Below are 16,118 nucleotides of genomic sequence, written 5' to 3'. Positions count from 1 at the left end.
CATGGGACGACTATCGACGCTTTTCGCGCCGGAACGAGTGGCCGTGATCGGTGCGACCGACTCGGACGGGTCCGTGGGTCGCGCCATCACGTCGAACCTCCTCGCATCGTTCGACGGCGATGTCGTGGCGGTCAACCCATACAAAGACGAGGCGCTGGGCCTGCGGTGCTACGACACTATCGGCGACGTCGACGACCCCGGAAGCGTCGACGTGGCCGTCGTCGTCGTGCCACCGAACGCGGCGGTCCAGGCAATCAGAGAGGCAGGTCAGGCAGGGGTACAGAACGTCGTCGTCATCACTGCCGGGTTCGGCGAGACCGGTAGCGAGGGCATGTCCCGCGAGCAAAAACTCAAGGAGGCCGCCCGTGAGTACGATCTCAACCTCGTGGGGCCCAACAGTCTCGGGGTGATGTCGACGCCCGACGGACTCAACGCCACGTTCGGCAACGAGATGGCCAACGAGGGAGACATCTCCTTTATGAGCCAGTCCGGGGCCTTCGTCACGGCGGTGCTGGACTGGGCCGCAGAGCGTGACGTGGGGTTCAAGGACATCGTCTCGCTTGGCAACAAGGCCATCTTGGACGAGGGTGACTTCGTCGCCGAGTGGGGCGAGGACCCCCAGACGGAGGTCATCCTCGGCTACCTGGAGGACATCGCCGACGGGACGAAGTTCATCCGGACGGCCCGGGAGGTGACCCAGGACACGCCGATCGTCCTCGTCAAGTCCGGCCGCACCGACGCCGGTGCGAGCGCCGCCGCCTCCCACACCGGGGCGATGGCCGGGTCCGAGCGAGCCTACGAGGCGGGCCTCGAACAGGCCGGAACGCTCCGCGTCGAGTCGGTCCAGGAGCTGTTCGACTACGCCCAGATCCTCTCGGGCCAGCCCCTCCCCGACGGCGACGAGATCGCCATCGTCACGAACGCCGGCGGGCCGGGTGTGATGACGACGGACGCCGTCGGCGACTCGGACCTCTCGCTGGCGGAGTTCGAAGACGGGACGCTCGACCGGTTGCGTGAGTCGATGCCCGACGAGGCCAACATCTACAATCCGGTGGACATCATCGGGGACGCCCCGGCAAAGCGGTTCGAGCTCGCCCTGGAGACGGTGCTCGCGGACGACAACGTCTCGATGGCCGTGGTCGTCGCCTGCCCGACGGCGGTCCTCTCGTTCGAGGAACTCGCCGAGGTCATCGTCGAGAAACAGGCGGCCCACGAGACGCCCGTGGCCACGACGCTGATGGGCGGGAAGTCGGTCGGCGCCGGCCAGGAGGTACTCAGCGAGGCGGGCATCCCGAACTACTTCGACCCCGCGCGGGCCGTCGACAGCCTCGACGCCCTGCGTGACTACCGGCAGATTCAGGCCCGCGAGTACGAGTCCCCCGCCTCGTTCGACGTCGACCGGGACCGGGCCGAGGAGATACTCCGCACGGCCGCCCGACGGGACACGAACCGGCTCGGCGTCGAGGCGATGGAACTGCTCGACGCCTACGGCATCCCGACGCCACAGGGCGCCGTGACACGGTCGCCGACGGAGGCCGAGGAGGTGGCCCAGGACATCGGCGACGACGTCGTGATGAAGATCGTCAGCCCGGACATCCTCCACAAGTCCGACATCGGGGGCGTCGAGGTCGGCGTCCCGCCGGAGGAGGTCCGTAGCACCTACGAGGACCTCGTGGTCCGGGCCCGAAACTATCAGTCCGACGCGACGGTGCTGGGGTCCAGGTCCAGGAGATGGTCGACCTCGAGTCCGGCACCGAGACCATCCTCGGGATGAACCGCGACCCGCAGTTCGGGCCCCTCCTCCTCTTTGGCCTGGGCGGCATCTTCGTCGAGGTGCTCGAGGACAACACCGTCCGGGTCGCGCCCGTCAGCGAGCCCGAGGCCAGGGAGATGCTCGACGACATCGAGTCCGCGCCGTTGCTGCGCGGCGCCCGCGGCCGGGACCCGGTCGACGAGGACGCCCTCGTCGAGTCCGTCCAGCGGCTCTCCCAGCTCGTCACGGACTTCCCGGCCATCGTCGAACTGGACATCAACCCGCTCGTCGCCACCCCCGACGGGGTACAGGCAGTCGACCTGCGACTCACGCTCGACCAGGAGAAACTATGACCGACACGAACACGCTACTCGTCACGTCCACGGAGGAAGGTATCGGCAAGACGGCAATCACGCTCGCCCTGGCGAAACAGGCCAAGGAATCGGGCCTCTCCGTCGGCTACATGAAGCCGAAGGGGACCCGACTCCAGAGCGCGGTCGGCAAGACCCGCGACGAGGATCCGATGCTCGCGCGCGACCTCCTCGAACTGGACTCGGAGATGCACGAGATGGAGCCCATCGTCTACTCGCCGACGTTCATCCAGGAGGCCATCCGGGGCCGCGAGGACCCCGCCGAACTGCGCGAGCGCGTGGTCAGTAACTTCGAGTCGCTCTCGGAGGACGTCGACCTGATGGTCCTCGAGGGGAGCGACCGCCTGGAGACCGGCGGCATCGTGAACCTGACCGACGTGGACATCGCCGAGGCGGTGGACGCGGAGGTGCTCCTGCTCAGCGGGTATGCACAGGGCGGCGACATCGACGAGGTGCTCGACGCCGCACGGACCCTTGGCGACCGTCTCGCCGGCGTGCTGTTCAACGGCGTCACCGACGACGCGATGGACACCCTGACCGACGACGTAATGCCGTTCCTCTCCGGTCGGGACGTCCCCGTCTACGGGGCGCTCCCGCGGGTCCAGGAACTGGCGGGGGTCACCGTCGAGGACCTCTCGCGGAGCGTCGGCGCCGACATCCTCACCAAGGAGGCCGATACCGGCGCACACGTCGAGCGATTCTCCGTGGGGGCGATGGGCGGGAGCGCCGCCCTCGAGCAGTTCCGCCGTACCCGCGGGGCCGTGCTCATCACCGGCGGGGACCGGTCGGAAGTCCAGACGGCGGCCCTGGAGTCCTCGGGCATCAAGGCCCTGCTTCTCACCGGCGGTCTCAGGCCCGCGAGCGCCGTCCTCGGCCGCGCGGAGGACGAGAACGTCCCGATACTGCTCGTCCAGTCGGACACGCGGACGACCATCGACCGCGTCGAAGACGTCCTGCGGTCCGGACGCACCCGGGACCGGGACACCGTCGAGCGGATGCAGGACCTGCTGGTCGAGAGCGGGAGTCTCGACTCGCTGCTCGACCTGTAGGCCCCGATTTCGATTGCGATTCCGAGGGCCGAAACTAGGCTCGTTGACGGGTTTCTACCATTATCTCCAGATGAAACGTACGTCAGACTTTTTGCGTCAGACGTTGAAAGTGAAAGTGGAGCCGGAAGGCTCCGTAGTGTCACACGCTACGGGGGCATCGCCCCCGAAAGTTCCCTTTGGTGTCTCCCCGCCGAGCGACGCGTCTCGTGAACGGACTGGCTGTTGTCCGGAACCGTCACAGCCGCCGCCCGCTCGAACCGACCCGCGTCGTCAGTCGTCCGACTCTCCGTCCGACCTACCGTGTGCCGTGCCGGTAGCCGTCTCGGGACCGTCCTCGGCGTGGCCTCGCTCGCGGACGGCGGCGGGGTCGAAGTCGTTCGCCTCGGTGTTCGGGGCCAGGCCCGCGGCCTCAATGATGGCCAGGTCGTCGGCGGCCGACTGGCCCTCCGTGGTGAGGTAATCTCCGGTGAGGAGGCCGTCCGCGCCGGCCTCCAGGGCCGCGACCTGACCGTCCGTGTCGAGGTTCACCTCCCGGCCGCCGGTGAGGCGGACCCGAGCGTCCGGGTGGAGGAGTCGGTAGACGGCGATCGTCTTGACGACCGCCTCGGTGGTGATGTCGGGCAGACCCCGCTCGGCGAGTGGGGTCCCCGCGACGGGGTTGAGGATGTTGACGGGGAGCGAGGAGACGCCGATGTCCTGGAGCGCGATGGCCGCGTCCACGCGGTCGGTCGGGGACTCGCCCATGCCGAGGATGACGCCCGCACAGAGGTCCATCCCCGCCGCCTTCGCGACTTCGAGCGTGTGGACCCGGTCCTCGAAGGTGTGGCTCTGGACGACGTCGGGGAAGTACCCCGGCGACGTCTCAATGTTGTGGTTGTAGTGGTTCACCCCCTCGTCGGCGAGGATTTCGGCCTCGGTTTCGGTGAGGATGCCCAGACTGGCGTCAACCTCGACGGCCGTCTCGTCGCGGACCAGACGGATGGCCTCGATGACCTCCGCCCACTCCTCGGGCCGTTGCTCCCTGGAGACGCCTTTCTCGGCGACGACGATGCCAAACCGCTGTGCGCCGTCGCGCTCGGCGCGCCTCGCGGCCGCCAGTATCTCCTCCGGGCCGAGGAAGCCGTACTCGTCGATACCGGTGTCGAAGTGGACCGACTGGGCACAGAAGCCACAGTCCTCGGCGCAGTTGCCGGCCTTCGCGTTCACGATTGAACAGGCGTCGACGGTGCCGTCGCCGAGCTCGCGCCGGACGTGGTCGGCTCCGGCCGCCAGAGCGTCGACCGGTTGTGCGATCAGTCCGAGGCCGTCGCGTCTGTCGAGGCGGTCACCGTCGAGCACCCGTGCGATAGCGTCGTCGACCGTGCGGTTACCCGTCTCGTAAACCACACCTCGAGTGTCTGTTGACGGGTGGAAAAAGATTCGGGTGGCGTCGATCGGTCAGTACAGGTCGTCCAGTTCGTCGACCGTCCCGCCGTGTTCCTCGGCGGGGAACTCGCCGTCACGGACGGCCGCGACGTAGTCGGCGACGGCGTCGGTCACCTCGCTCCGGACGTCGCCGAACTGCTCGGCGAAGGGCGGGGAGGACTCGGCGAGGCCGACGACGTCGGTGAACACGAGCACCTGGCCGTCGCAGTCACCGCCGGCACCGATGCCGATGGTCGGGATGTCGAGTGCCTCGGTCACCTGCGCGGCGAGGTTCGACGGGACGTGTTCGAGCACCAGCGCGAACGCACCGGCGTCCTCGTGGGCACGCGCGAGTTCGAGGATCTCCGCTGCCTCCTCGCGGTCGGTCGCCTGCCGGGTGTAGCCGCTCCGGTTGACGCTCTGGGGCGTCAGCCCCAGGTGCGCCATCACCGGGATGCCCAGGTCCGAGAGGCGTTCGGTCAGGTCGACGGTGTGTGGGCCCGACTCCAGTTTGACCGCGTTGGCGCCCTCCTCCTTGAGCATCCGGCCGCAGTTCCGGACGCTCTCTCCCTCGTCGGCCCCAAAGGAGAGGAAGGGCATGTCCGCGACGACCAGGACCTCGTCGGTCCCCCGAGCGACGGCACCGACCCGGGACGCCATCTCGTCGAGGGTGACTGGAAGCGTGTCGTCGTGGCCGAGGACTGCGTTGCCCATGCTGTCCCCGACGAGGACGACGTCGACCCCGCTGTCCTCGACGAGTCGGGCGGTGACCGCATCGTAGGCGGTCAGCATCGTTATCGGCTCCTCGCCGGCCATCGCCTGCAGGTCCTGACAGTGGTCATGTCCGTGGCCGGGTGCGCCGAGGTATTACGTGTTCGGGTTGGCTGGAACCGCAAGGGGCATCACACGGCCGGCAGAACCTGTATGCGTGCCAGCAGTCGAACAGACCGACCCGGACGGCGTCGACTTCGGGTGGGTGATGCAGGTGACCTTCCTGACGACCATCCTCGTCGGGACGCCCGTCGTCGTCGCGCTCTCGGCGCTCGTGACGCTGTCGACCTGGTCGGCGCGGGCGCTCTTTGCCGTCCGGGTCGGGGCCGTCGTCTGGTTCCTGACCGCCGTCAGCGTCTACCTCTACGCCCGGTACCGGCGCTGATCGAACGACCGCGCCCACGCGAAGTCGGTGCCGGCCCGACGGGCCGTCTCGGCGTCGCGTTCCGAATCGCCGACAAAGACCGTTGCCGCTGGCGTTGCGTCCAGCCGGTCGACGACGGCGAGTAGCCCCTCGGGGTCCGGTTTCGCGCTGCCGAGGCTGTCGCGCCCGACGACGGGACCCACGTGCCCTTCGATGTCGTGGACGCCCAGCGCGGTCCGGACGGCGTCCTCGGCGTTGAGCGAACAGACGCCGACCGGGACGGCGTGTGGGAGTCCGTCTGCCAGGTCGAGACGGGTCGATTCGCGGGCGCCGTCGCGTTCGAAGCGCGCTATCGTCTCCTCGACGACGTCCCGGTGGCCCGTCTCGTCGGACAGATGCAGCATCTCCCAGAGGCCGCGCGTCCCCGTGGCGACGCCTCTGTCGGTCAGTACCTCGTCGACCGCCGACGCGACGGCCCCCCAGTCGACGGCCAGTCGGACGAGCGTGCCGTCGAGGTCGTAGACGACGGCGTCGTGAGTCATGGGCGAGGGTAGCGGGCCGCCGACCAAATGCCTTCCCACCCGCGGGTCACTCCAGCAGGTCGCGCGCGATGACGTTCCGCTGAATCTCGCTGGTCCCCTCGTAGATGGTCGTGACCTTGGCGTCCCGGTAGAACCGCTCGACGGGAAACTCCGTCGTGTAGCCGTAGCCACCGTGAATCTGGACGGCCTCGTTGGCCACGTCGACGGCCCCCTCGCTCGCGAAGTACTTCGCCATACTGGCCGCCCGTCGGGCGTCCTCGCCGCGGTCCATCCGCGCGGCGGCGTCCCAGGTGAGCAGACGGCCGGCCCGGACCGTCGTCGCCATCTCGGCGAGCGTGTGCCGGATGGTCTGGATGTCGGCGATGGGGCCGTCGAACTGCTCGCGTTCCTGGGCGTAGGCCAGCGCCTCGTCCAGCGCGGCCTGGGCGACGCCCGTCGCCTGGGCCGCGATACCGATGCGACCGCCGGTGAGTATCGAGAGCGCCGCCGCGAGCCCCTCGCTCTCCTCCGTGAGTCGGTAGCGTGCGGGAATCCGCACGCCGTCGAAGGTCAGCGAGGTCGTGTCGCTGGCCCGCAAGCCCAGCTTGTCCTCCTTCTCGCCGACCGACAGTCCCGCCGTGTCCTTCGGCACGAGGAACTGCGTGATTGAGTCGTCGTTTGCGGGGTCGGTCTTTGCGAACACCACGACGACGCCCGAGCGCTGGCCGTTCGTTATCCACTGCTTCTCGCCGTCGAGGACGTACTCGTCGCCCTCGCGTCGCGCGATCGTGGCCATCTGCCGGGGGTTCGACCCGGCCTGGGGTTCCGACAGCGCGAACGCGCCGACCGGCCGCCCGGTGGCCATCTCCGGCAGCCACTCCTCGCGGACACGCTCGTCTCCGAACTCGGCGAGACAGGAGATCGTCAGGCAGTGGACCGAGAGCGCCGTCGCCACCGACAGCGAGCCGTAGGCCAGCTCCTCGTTGACGAGGGCGTAGGTCAGCCGGTCCGCCTCGAACCCGCCGTAGGCCTCGGGGGTGGTGAGGCCGGTGACGTCCAGGGCGGCCAGGCCGTCCCAGGCGTCCTCGGGGAACGATTGGGCGCGGTCGGCCTCGCGTGCCGTCGGACGGATCTCCTTGACGGCGAAGTCTCTGACGGCGTCCCGAATCGCGCGCTGGTCGGGCGAGAGGTCCATATCCCCGGTAGGGGCGGCACGGAGAAAGGTATCGGGGTCAGTCCTCGACCAGTTCCACGTCGAGGAACTCCTCGAGCTTGGCGACGAGCGACCCGCCGACGCCGGCCTGGGTCGCACGGCCCTGTTCGACCGCGAGGACGTCCGACTCGTCGGCGTCGATCTCGGCTGCGAGGTCGGCGGTCTGGAGGCCGGCCGCCTGTCGCGCCTCGGTGACGCGCTTGCCGTACCCCTTCACGAGGTAGGGCAGCTGGTCGTCGTCGTAGTCGGCGCCGTCCTCCCAGTGGGAGGGGTCGCCCTGCTGGGCGTCCCGGAGGCGCGCGGTGTTCTGTGCCGCCTTCTTCCGGCGTGCTCGCTCGTCGTCGTCCCCACTGGTCTGTGTCCGGTCGGTCTCGCCGTGGTCGCGTGCACAGTCACGACACAGCTGGAGGGTCGCACCCGCGACGTCGGCGGTCTGGAGGTCACCGCCTTCGGCACCGCAGAGCTCGCAGCTCCCGCCGGCGCTGTCGCCCCCGCTGCCGGTCGAGTATTTGGCCATGCGGTCGGTAGCGTCCTCGTCGTATTTGAAACGCCCGGTTCGGCAGGGATGGGACACCCTGGCGCGGTCGGGTCCAAAGGAAAGCGCTTTTATTATGCCACGGGATACGAAATAACGCAGTAAGACAGAGCGAGCGTGGGTAGCCAAGCCAGGCCAACGGCGCAGCGTTGAGGGCGCTGTCCCGTAGGGGTCCGCCGGTTCAAATCCGGTCCCACGCATCGCTACGACACGAGCACATCGCGAGTGTCTGTCGATGCACGGCCGGTTTGAACCCCGGCAGACGCAGCGCGCGAGCGACCGTCTGCAGACGGTTCAAATCCGGTCCCACGCATCGCATGCGAGGGACGTGCGAAGCACGGCCCTCGATACGAGGCGCTACCGGCGCCGAGGTCGATGCAGGTGCTTTCCCTACATGGGTCAGCACCCACGCACAATTCCTTCCGGGATCACTCGATGAGCGCCGCCTCCGGACACGTCTCACGAGGCAGCAAGCGCAACACTCGTGTCCGACCACCACCGGAACCAGACCGTCAAGACGTGGGTTGTTCTCAACATTTGAAATTGATAGTCAAGAGTTATAACCTACTATCGTTGATGTCTACATAGGCACCCCGGTGGTGCCTGGTCCTTCACTCCTTTCCCCTTTCCCTGCCAGCAGAGCGTCGCTGTTGTCGCCGACTGATCAGCCGATCGCTACTGGAAGGGGCGGGATTCGAACCACGCGGAGCCCTGTGCGGGTCGACTCCCGGCCGGGGTAACCTGCCGGAACGCTCTACCACTGAGCCACCCTTCAGCGGCGCACTCCTGGGCGCGCCACCGAAGTTACTGGGAGCGTGACCGGTCAGAAACGGGCGAAACGGCAGTCGAGAGGCATGTCCGGCGGTTCAGTACGAGCGTTCCTTGGGCTCGTAGGTCTGTTCGTCGCCCTCGAGGATGACGGGTTTGTAGTAGAGTTCGGGCGTCCCGTCGTTCCAGGCGAGCATCGTGTGTTTGATCCACTCGTCGTCCTTTCGCTCCTGGTGTTCGGCGCGCCAGTGGGCGCCACGGAACTCTTCGCGGGCCAGCGCGCCGAGCGTGATGGCCTCGGCGACGTCTAAGATGTTGCGCGTCTCGATTGTGTGGATGAGGTCGGTGTTGTAGGTGCGCGAGGGGTCGGCGACGGCGACCTCCTCGTAGTCGACGCGGGCCTGCCGTATGTCGCGGAGGGCCTGCATGAGGCCGTCCTCCTTCCGGAAGACGTTGACGTTGTCAGTCATCGTCTCCTGGACGTCGGCGCGGACTTCGGCGTGGTTGATGCCGTCGGACTCGAGGAGGGTGTCGACACGGTTGCGCTCCCGTTCGACCGCGTTCTCGATGACGGCTTTCGGCTCGACGGCCGCCCCGTCGGCGGCGACGTCCTCGCCGCCGGCGTCGATGGCACCGGGTTCGACCGGCGGGTGGACGTCGCCGGCCTCGCTCTTGGCGGAGGGGCCGGTCTCGATCTCGGCGGTCTTCATGTCCTTACCTGCTGCGTGGTAGCCGGCGCGGGCGCCGAAGACCAGCAGTTCCGGTAGGGCGTTGCCGCCGAGGCGGTTCGCGCCGTGCAGCGAGACACAGGCCGTCTCTCCGGCGGCGTAGAGCCCCTCGATGCACGTCTCGCCGTTCTCGTCGGTCTCGACGCCGCCCATGGCGTAGTGCTGGCCGGGCTTGACCGGCATGGGCTCGTCGAGACCGTCGACGCCCTCGAAGTCCTCGGCGAGGTGGAGGATGTTCTCCAGGCGGTCGAGGATGCGCTCCTCGCCCAGGTGGCGCATGTCGAGGTGGACGTACTCGTCCTCGATGCCCCGTCCCTCGTTGATCTCGGTGAGTTCGGACCGGGAGACGACGTCGCGGGAGGCCAGTTCGCCGGCGTTGTTCGCGTAGCCGTACTCGAACATCAGACGCTCCTCGTTGTCGTTGTAGAGGATGCCGCCCTCGCCGCGAACCCCCTCGGAGATGAGCACGCCCGTCGACGGCAGCGTCGTCGGGTGGAACTGGATCATCTCCATGTCCTCCATCGGGACGCCGGCGCGGTAGGCCATCGCACACCCGTCGCCGGTGTTGGCGACGGCGTTTGTCGTGTGGTCGAACGCCTGGCCCAGCCCGCCCGTCGCGAGGATGACGCCCCCCCTTCGCGCGGAAGCCCTCTATCTTCCCGGACTTGATGTCGTAGGCGACACAGCCGTGGCACTCGCGGTCCTCCGGGTCGTCGTGGTCCGTGACGGCGAGGTTGGTGACGTACCACTCGTCATAGACCTCGATGCCGCGCTTGACGACCTGCTCGTACATCGTATGCAGCAGGTGATGGCCCGTCTCGGCTCCGGCGTAGGTCGTCCGCGGGTAGGAGAGACCGCCGAACGGTCGCTGCGAGACCCGGCCGTCGTCCTCGCGGGAGAACGGCATCCCCCAGTGTTCGAGCTGGATGACCTCCTCGGGCCGTCTTCGCGAAGGTGTCGATGGCGGGCGCGTCACCCAGGTAGTCCGAGCCCTTCATCGTGTCGTAGGCGTGGAGGTCCCAGGAGTCGCCCTCCTGGAGCGCGGCGTTGATACCGCCCTCGGCCGCCCCGGTGTGACTTCGCACCGGATGGAGTTTCGTCACGAGGGCGACGTCGGCACCCTCTTCGTGCGCTGCGATGGCCGCCCGGAGGCCGGCGCCGCCCGCGCCGACCACGATAACGTCGTGTTCGTACATTAGTTGATGTCGCGTCTTAGGATTACCAGAACTTGAGGTTGTTCTTCACCGACTCCCGCTTGAGCGCCTGGATGTGCTCGGTCAGCGGGATGTCCTTCGGGCACACCTCGGTACAGGAGAACTGGGTCTGACAGCGCCAGACGCCGTGTTCCTGCTCGATGATGCGCAGTCGTTCCTGCTTTCGCTGTTCGCCCTCGCGTTCGTCCATCGCGAAGCGGTAGGCCTTGTTGATGGCCGCGGGGCCCAGATACTCGTTGTCGCCGGCGGCGATGTTACACGAGGACATGCAGGCGCCACACCAGATACACCGGGTGGACATCTTAACCGTCTCGCGGTTCTCGCGGGTCTGTCGCTGTTCCTCTAGGTCGTCTTCGGGGAGCTCGTCGGGGTCGAAGAAGGGCTCGACGGCCTCCATCTGGTCGTAGAAGTGCTCCATGTCCACGACGAGGTCCTTGACGACCTCCTGGTGGGGGAGCGGTTCGATGCGGACCGGGTCCTCGAGGTCCGATAGCTGGGTCTTGCAGCCGAGTCGCTGCCGGCCGTTGACGAACAGCGCGTCGGAGCCACAGACCGCCTGGCGACACGAGTGACGGAAGGTCAGCGACGAGTCGTAGCGGTCGCGGGCGTAGATGAGCGCGTCGAGGACGGTCATCCCCTTGTGGTAGGGGACGGTGAAGTCGTCGAAGCGCGGCTCCTGCTTGCCCTCGACTTCGGGGTCGTAGCGGAACACCTTGAGGTGGACCGTCTCCTCGTCGTCGAGGGTCTCTTCCTCGGCGACGCGCTGGGCCTCCTCCTCCTGGAGGCGCTGGCGCTTCGCCGCTCGGCGACGGTCACCGGGGGACTCGACCTCCGGTTCCGCCTCCTGCTCTTCCGTTTCCGTCTCCTGTTGTTCGATTTGTGTGCTCATTGTTAGACGAGGTTGGTCATGGCCAGTGCGACGCGGGTCCCCTGCACGACGAGCAGGAGGCCGGCGACGACGAGAAGGTACTTGACGGCGTTCTTCTGCGACCCCGTGAGGCCCTGGTTGACGAGCGCGTTGTAGACGCCGTTGACGCCGTGGAACGTCGCCGTCACGAGGAACAGCCACATCGTCGCGAAGTAGCCAACCTGACTCATCCGTGCCTGCGTACCGAGGAACGTGATGTCGGCGGCGTGGTTCACGAAGTGCAGCAAGACGAAGTGGAAAGCGAGGACGCCGATCAGGAAGACGGCCGTCAGCCGCTGGAACAACCAGCGGCGGCCGCCCCGCTCGAAAGAGGAGTAGTGTTCGGCCATCAGACGAGCTTCCCCCCGAGGAACGTCGGCACGCTGGCGACGACGATGGCGCCGGTCAGCACCAGCGACGCGTAGAAGCTCTTGTCCTGCGATTCCAGCCCGACCCCCAGGTCGACCATCAGCAGTCGGATGCCGTTGAGGATGTGGAAGACGGCCACGGCCAGGAGCCCCACCTCCAGGAACCGCACGACCAGCAGACTCTCCAGGCCCGCGATGGTGTTCGTGTAGATGTCCGCGCTCGACTGTGCGGCCGCCGGATCGACGTTGATCGCGGTGCTCAGGACCGCGATGTGGGTAAAGAGGTAGCCCACGAGCACCCAGCCGGTGAACTTGTGGAATATCCAGGCCCACATCCCGGCCGTGAACTCCCGCCACCGTCCGAAGTCCTCGACGGTGCCGCGATTGTAAGACTGACTCATACAGTGGGGGGTTGGACCGGGGACAGATAGTAGTTACTACCGCGTGCGCACGTCGCCGGGACTGGCGGGCGGTTTCCGGCAATATCCGACGGAAACCGGGCGTCACCTGCCACCGGGTGGCGGGGTCAGTCGAGGGGTTTCGAGACCGTACCGTCGACGTGGATGGCGTCCTCGGTCACGATCACGTGGTGTATCCCGTACGTGAACTCGAGGGTGAATGACACGCCGTCGTGGCGGACGAGGTGATCGAGCGCGTCCGTGTCGATGACGGTGTCCAGCCCCGGTTCCAGATCGAGTGGATCGATACCGTCGAGTTCGGCTATCGCCTCGACGATGCGGACCGAGACCGGGACCGACACCCGGGACCGTTCCGGAGCGTCTAGGGGCATGGTGTTCCAGGGAGCGTCCGTCGGCGGGGGCGGCATGTACCGCCTTGGTGAGAACGGCGTTCGTCGAGCGTAGTCTGTCGGGAGTTCATGGGATGGACTGTGGATTGAGGCCGTGTGTGGCCGTCGGGCGAGCCCGTGCTGTAAACTAAGTGTAATAATTGCCTCGTAGACATATAGGACTGCCGGTGTCCTGTCAGCGACTCGCACGTTCGACACCCGAACGCGATGGCCCCGGTCAGCGGTCCTCGGTCGACACCGCACCCATCTGCTCGAGCGCACGCCGGGTCCGCTCGTCGAGGTGCACGAGGTGACACAGCGGGTTCCCGGGGTAGACCAGCGGGTTCTCCAGCACACCGACGAGCAGGCCGGTGAAGGGCGCGGTGACGTCCGTGGTCTCTGTCTTGAACGGGTTCGTGATCGTACAGATGGTATCGCCCTCGTAGACGATGCCGCCCCGCTCGTGGTGCATGTCGACGAGGCCGCCCGCGTCGGCCCGGAGCCAGGTCTTGTCGCCGGACCCGTTCTCGACGACGGCGCGCCACCCGGGCCACCGGACGACCTCGCTCTCCAGCACGCCGAACTCCGCGAGAACCGAACGGACGCTCTCTAAGGCGCTGTCGATGAGTTCGCGCTGGAACCGGTGGGCCTCGCCCATCTCGATGGTGATGGTAGGCGTCCCCACGCGACTGGCCTCACGGCGGAGCGACCCCTCCGGGCCTTCGGAGGCGATGATGAGGTTCGAGGCGAAGGCGTTCGCCACCCGGGCCACGTCCGGGTCGGACATGTCGGCCCGGACGTGCAGCATGTTCGTCCGCCCACGCGTCGAGGTGTGGAAGTCCAGGCCCAGGTCACACGGTTCCAGAAAGTTCCGGAAGATGCGATGGGCCATCCGCTTGGCGCTGGTCGAGTCCTGCTGGCCGGGGAACGACCGGTTCAGGTCGCGGTCGTAGATAGGGAGGTACCGCTCCTGGGCGATGAAGGCGGGGACGTTCAACACCGGGAGACAGACCAGCGTCCCCGCGAGGTCGTCGTGGTCCCACTCCTGGGCGACCTCCCGAACGACCTCGACGCCGTTGAGCTCGTCGCCGTGGGCGGCGGCGCTGAGAAACACCGTCGGCCCTGGCCGTTCGCCGTTGACGATGGTGACCGGCATCCGGACCGCATCGCCCATGTACGTCTCGCTGACGGTGTACCGCACGTTCTGAATCTCACCAGGGTCCACCCGGCCGCCGTCGTACGTGAACGGCGTGGCCTCGTCCATGCCACCTACGAGCGGGTCCGGGTATATAAACGTCACCGCCCGGAGTGAGACGACCTGTGATACGGCAGGTGGACCAGCAACCCTTTTTTGGGGCGGGGTGAATGTCGCGCCATGAGCGACGAAGACATCACGGTGGGCGTGTTGAGCCTCCACTCGAGCAAGGAGTCGAAGGCCATTCTGAACGCCGCCGACGAGATGGGCTACGACACGGAGTGGCTGCGCGCCCAGAACACGCGCGTCGAGGTCGAAGACGGCGAGGCGACCCTCTACCCCGAGGTCGACGTCATCGCCAACCGCCTGTTGCTCTCGAGCGACGAGCACCCCGCCGAGGGAATCGGGCTGGCGCTCACCCTCGAACGACTGGTGCCGATGCTGAACGAACCCATCGCCGCCACGAGGGCGCTCCACAAGTTCGCCAGCGCGACGGCGCTGGTCGACGCGGGCGTCCCCATCCCCGACGCGGTGCTCGCGCTCTCGAACAGCGAGCTGAACGCCGCCCGCGAGCGCTTCGGCGAGCAGGCGGTGTACAAGACGGCCATCGGCACCCACGGCGGCGGGACCTGGATGGTCGACCTGGACAACCCCGTCAACTCCCAGGTCGGGAACCGCCACGCCTTCCTCCAGGAGTTTATCGACCACGACGGGGGCCGTCACCACGACCTGCGCGTCTACGTCGTCGGCGACCGAATCGTCGGCGCGATGAATCGCTACGCGCCCGAGGGCGAGTGGCGGACCAACGTCGCCCTGGGCGGCGACGTCGAGGATATGACGAACAAGCTCCCCAGTCGGGTCCGCGAGATCGCGCTGAACGCGGCCGACGCCGTCGGCCTCGACTACGCCGGCGTCGACGTCATCGAGGGCGAAGACGGCTACTACGTCCTCGAGGTCAACCCCACGGCAGGGTTCCGCGGCCTCTTCGAGGCCAGCGGCATCAGCCCGGCGCCCTACATCGCCAAACTCGCCATCGAGCGAGCGGGCGGCCACGTCCCCGAGGCGGCCGTCGACCGAATCTCCGGCGTGCTCGACGACTCTCGCCCGGCGTGTATGCCCCGCGAGGAGACCAAGCGCAAGCCCGAGCGCGTCACCATCGGCTACATCGAGGAGGTCCAGGTAACCGGGACACGGGGGACCGAGACCATCCTCGCGAAGTCTGACACCGGGGCGACACGGACCAGCATCGACTCGCAGCTGGCAGCCGACATCGGGACCGGCCCCATCAAGGACATCGTCCGCATCAAGTCCGGGAGCCTGAAGTCCGGTCGCTCCCGCCCCGTCGTCGACCTCGTGGTCGGCATCGGCGGCGAACAGCACACCGTCACCGCCAGCGTCGAGGACCGCTCGCACATGGACTATCCCCTCCTTTTGGGTCGGGACATCCTCACCCACTACCAGGTCGACGTCAACAAGCGCGCCGACAGCGAACCCGACCGGGAGGAGGAGGAAGAGGAGACTGCCGAGGAGTAGCTACGACTCGACGACTTCGTCGACACTCTCGGCGATGTCCTCGCTCGCCCGCCAGAGGTACAGCGAGGCGTAGCTGCGGAACGGCGCCCACGCCTCGGCGTACGTCGTCATCGCCGCGCGGTCCTCGACGTCGCCGACGACGGCCCGGAACCCCTTGCGGATGCCCAGGTCGCCGACCGGGAAGACGTCCTCGCGGCCCAGCGCGAACATCAGTTGCATGTCGGCAGTCCACCGGCCGACGCCGGTGATGCCGGTCAGTTCCGACCGGACCGCGTCGTCGCTCATCCCCGCGAAGTACTCCATCGAGTAGCCCTCCCGCCGGAAGGCGTCGGCGACCTCGTTGACGTAGCGGGTCTTCTGCCGGGAGAGGCCGGCGTCCCGCAAGATAGCGTCGTCGGCGGCCAGGATCCCCTCGGGCGTGACCGAGACGGCGTCGAACAGGCGTTCGCGGGTCGCCGCCGCCGACGCCATCGACACCTGTTGGCGGAGAATCGAGACGACCAGGCGCTCGAAGAGGTCGTCGGCCGGATCCAGGGTGAGCTCGCCGTGGGCCTCGACCAGCGGGCCGATATCGTCGTCCGCTCGCAGCGTCTCGTGGGGCGAATCGCTCATGGGGATAGGTCGGCCTCGGGCGGAA

14 protein-coding genes, 2 tRNA genes and 2 pseudogenes are annotated in these 16,118 nt (G+C 67.6%); 5 read left to right on the top strand and 13 right to left on the bottom strand.

The window, feature by feature from the left end; all coding sequences use genetic code 11:
• The first annotated feature begins 1 nt into the window (after window position 1).
• Both acs and P1N55_RS01520 read left to right on the top strand, forming a co-directional pair.
• Window positions 2-2,106 (top strand): annotated as a pseudogene (gene acs, locus P1N55_RS01525) (acetate--CoA ligase alpha subunit).
• Window positions 2,103-3,173, top strand: coding sequence for a phosphotransacetylase family protein (locus tag P1N55_RS01520; RefSeq protein ID WP_276277271.1), 1,071 nt, complete (start codon window positions 2,103-2,105; stop codon window positions 3,171-3,173). The pseudogene acs and the gene P1N55_RS01520 overlap by 4 nt, the downstream one beginning before the upstream one ends.
• Before the next feature lie 270 nt (window positions 3,174-3,443).
• Here P1N55_RS01520 and bioB read toward each other — a convergent pair whose 3' ends face one another.
• Entirely contained in the window at window positions 3,444-4,559 is a 1,116-nt protein-coding gene (bioB, locus tag P1N55_RS01515; RefSeq protein WP_276277270.1) for a biotin synthase BioB, read from the bottom strand.
• A 51-nt stretch (window positions 4,560-4,610) separates the two neighbouring features.
• Window positions 4,611-5,393 (bottom strand): 3-methyl-2-oxobutanoate hydroxymethyltransferase, encoded by a 783-nt coding sequence (gene panB / locus P1N55_RS01510; protein WP_407067188.1) that lies wholly within the window; start codon window positions 5,391-5,393, stop codon window positions 4,611-4,613.
• A 112-nt stretch (window positions 5,394-5,505) separates the two neighbouring features.
• Here panB and P1N55_RS01505 point away from each other — a divergent pair, with 112 nt between their 5' ends.
• A complete protein-coding gene (locus P1N55_RS01505) occupies window positions 5,506-5,733 on the top strand; it encodes a DUF5822 domain-containing protein (RefSeq protein WP_276277269.1) in 228 nt (75 codons plus the stop codon).
• Here the strand turns inward: P1N55_RS01505 and P1N55_RS01500 are convergent.
• The 3 genes from P1N55_RS01500 to P1N55_RS01490 are packed head-to-tail and all read right to left on the bottom strand — an operon-like array spanning window position 5,712 to window position 7,963.
• On the bottom strand, window positions 5,712-6,254 hold the full coding sequence (locus P1N55_RS01500; RefSeq protein ID WP_276277268.1) for an HAD family hydrolase: 543 nt from the start codon (window positions 6,252-6,254) through the stop codon (window positions 5,712-5,714). The genes P1N55_RS01505 and P1N55_RS01500 overlap by 22 nt on opposite strands.
• Before the next feature lie 46 nt (window positions 6,255-6,300).
• Window positions 6,301-7,428, bottom strand: a complete 1,128-nt coding sequence (locus P1N55_RS01495) for an acyl-CoA dehydrogenase family protein (RefSeq protein ID WP_276277267.1) — start codon at window positions 7,426-7,428, stop codon at window positions 6,301-6,303.
• Window positions 7,429-7,465: 37 nt separating this feature from the next.
• Window positions 7,466-7,963, bottom strand: coding sequence for a helix-turn-helix domain-containing protein (locus P1N55_RS01490; protein ID WP_276277266.1), 498 nt, complete (start codon window positions 7,961-7,963; stop codon window positions 7,466-7,468).
• Between the two features lie 133 nt (window positions 7,964-8,096).
• Here P1N55_RS01490 and P1N55_RS01485 point away from each other — a divergent pair.
• Window positions 8,097-8,181: transfer RNA gene (locus P1N55_RS01485), tRNA-Leu, on the top strand.
• A gap of 479 nt (window positions 8,182-8,660) precedes the next feature.
• Here P1N55_RS01485 and P1N55_RS01480 read toward each other — a convergent pair.
• The 7 genes and pseudogenes from P1N55_RS01480 to P1N55_RS01450 all read right to left on the bottom strand — a co-directional run bounded on the left by P1N55_RS01480 (window position 8,661) and on the right by P1N55_RS01450 (window position 14,017).
• A tRNA-OTHER gene (locus P1N55_RS01480) sits at window positions 8,661-8,756 on the bottom strand.
• Between the two features lie 91 nt (window positions 8,757-8,847).
• Window positions 8,848-10,673, bottom strand: a pseudogene (locus P1N55_RS01475) (FAD-binding protein).
• A gap of 22 nt (window positions 10,674-10,695) precedes the next feature.
• Window positions 10,696-11,580, bottom strand: coding sequence for a succinate dehydrogenase/fumarate reductase iron-sulfur subunit (locus P1N55_RS01470; RefSeq protein WP_276277265.1), 885 nt, complete (start codon window positions 11,578-11,580; stop codon window positions 10,696-10,698).
• A gap of 2 nt (window positions 11,581-11,582) precedes the next feature.
• Window positions 11,583-11,948: a succinate dehydrogenase hydrophobic membrane anchor subunit gene (locus P1N55_RS01465; protein ID WP_276277264.1), complete on the bottom strand. Its 366-nt coding sequence runs from the start codon at window positions 11,946-11,948 to the stop codon at window positions 11,583-11,585.
• The gene (gene sdhC, locus P1N55_RS01460) at window positions 11,948-12,367 is read right to left on the bottom strand and encodes a succinate dehydrogenase, cytochrome b556 subunit (protein ID WP_276277263.1); all 420 of its coding nucleotides are present in this window, start codon (window positions 12,365-12,367) and stop codon (window positions 11,948-11,950) included. Before sdhC ends, P1N55_RS01465 begins: the two co-directional genes overlap by 1 nt.
• Before the next feature lie 125 nt (window positions 12,368-12,492).
• Window positions 12,493-12,756 carry a HalOD1 output domain-containing protein gene (locus P1N55_RS01455; protein WP_276277262.1) on the bottom strand — a complete coding sequence of 88 codons (264 nt, stop codon included), beginning with the start codon at window positions 12,754-12,756 and terminating at the stop codon, window positions 12,493-12,495.
• A 235-nt stretch (window positions 12,757-12,991) separates the two neighbouring features.
• Entirely contained in the window at window positions 12,992-14,017 is a 1,026-nt protein-coding gene (locus P1N55_RS01450; RefSeq protein WP_276277261.1) for a succinylglutamate desuccinylase/aspartoacylase family protein, read from the bottom strand.
• A gap of 111 nt (window positions 14,018-14,128) precedes the next feature.
• On the opposite strand from P1N55_RS01450, the gene P1N55_RS01445 reads away from it, so the two are divergent.
• Window positions 14,129-15,481 carry a RimK family alpha-L-glutamate ligase gene (locus tag P1N55_RS01445; protein ID WP_276277260.1) on the top strand — a complete coding sequence of 451 codons (1,353 nt, stop codon included), beginning with the start codon at window positions 14,129-14,131 and terminating at the stop codon, window positions 15,479-15,481.
• Here the strand turns inward: P1N55_RS01445 and P1N55_RS01440 are convergent, their stop codons facing one another.
• Window positions 15,482-16,093, bottom strand: coding sequence for a DNA-3-methyladenine glycosylase family protein (locus P1N55_RS01440; protein ID WP_276277259.1), 612 nt, complete (start codon window positions 16,091-16,093; stop codon window positions 15,482-15,484).
• Between the last annotated feature and the right edge of the window lie 25 nt (window positions 16,094-16,118).

The sequence above is a fragment of the Haloarcula regularis genome (genome assembly GCF_029338315.1).
Taxonomy (GTDB): domain Archaea; phylum Halobacteriota; class Halobacteria; order Halobacteriales; family Haloarculaceae; genus Haloarcula; species Haloarcula regularis.
This window is presented reverse-complemented; position numbering and strand designations above follow the sequence as displayed.

Bases quoted from the DNA above. Each gene is read 5' to 3' on its own strand.
- P1N55_RS01490 (WP_276277266.1), bottom strand. From the start codon at position 7,963: ATGGCCAAATACTCGACCGGCAGCGGGGGCGACAGCGCCGGCGGGAGC.
- P1N55_RS01465 (WP_276277264.1), bottom strand. From the start codon at position 11,948: ATGGCCGAACACTACTCCTCTTTCGAGCGGGGCGGCCGCCGCTGGTTG.
- P1N55_RS01500 (WP_276277268.1), bottom strand. From the start codon at position 6,254: ATGACTCACGACGCCGTCGTCTACGACCTCGACGGCACGCTCGTCCGA.
- panB (WP_407067188.1), bottom strand. From the start codon at position 5,393: ATGGCCGGCGAGGAGCCGATAACGATGCTGACCGCCTACGATGCGGTC.
- P1N55_RS01440 (WP_276277259.1), bottom strand. From the start codon at position 16,093: ATGAGCGATTCGCCCCACGAGACGCTGCGAGCGGACGACGATATCGGC.
- sdhC (WP_276277263.1), bottom strand. From the start codon at position 12,367: ATGAGTCAGTCTTACAATCGCGGCACCGTCGAGGACTTCGGACGGTGG.
- P1N55_RS01455 (WP_276277262.1), bottom strand. From the start codon at position 12,756: ATGCCCCTAGACGCTCCGGAACGGTCCCGGGTGTCGGTCCCGGTCTCG.
- P1N55_RS01520 (WP_276277271.1), top strand. From the start codon at position 2,103: ATGACCGACACGAACACGCTACTCGTCACGTCCACGGAGGAAGGTATC.
- P1N55_RS01470 (WP_276277265.1), bottom strand. From the start codon at position 11,580: ATGAGCACACAAATCGAACAACAGGAGACGGAAACGGAAGAGCAGGAG.
- P1N55_RS01445 (WP_276277260.1), top strand. From the start codon at position 14,129: ATGAGCGACGAAGACATCACGGTGGGCGTGTTGAGCCTCCACTCGAGC.
- P1N55_RS01495 (WP_276277267.1), bottom strand. From the start codon at position 7,428: ATGGACCTCTCGCCCGACCAGCGCGCGATTCGGGACGCCGTCAGAGAC.
- P1N55_RS01450 (WP_276277261.1), bottom strand. From the start codon at position 14,017: ATGGACGAGGCCACGCCGTTCACGTACGACGGCGGCCGGGTGGACCCT.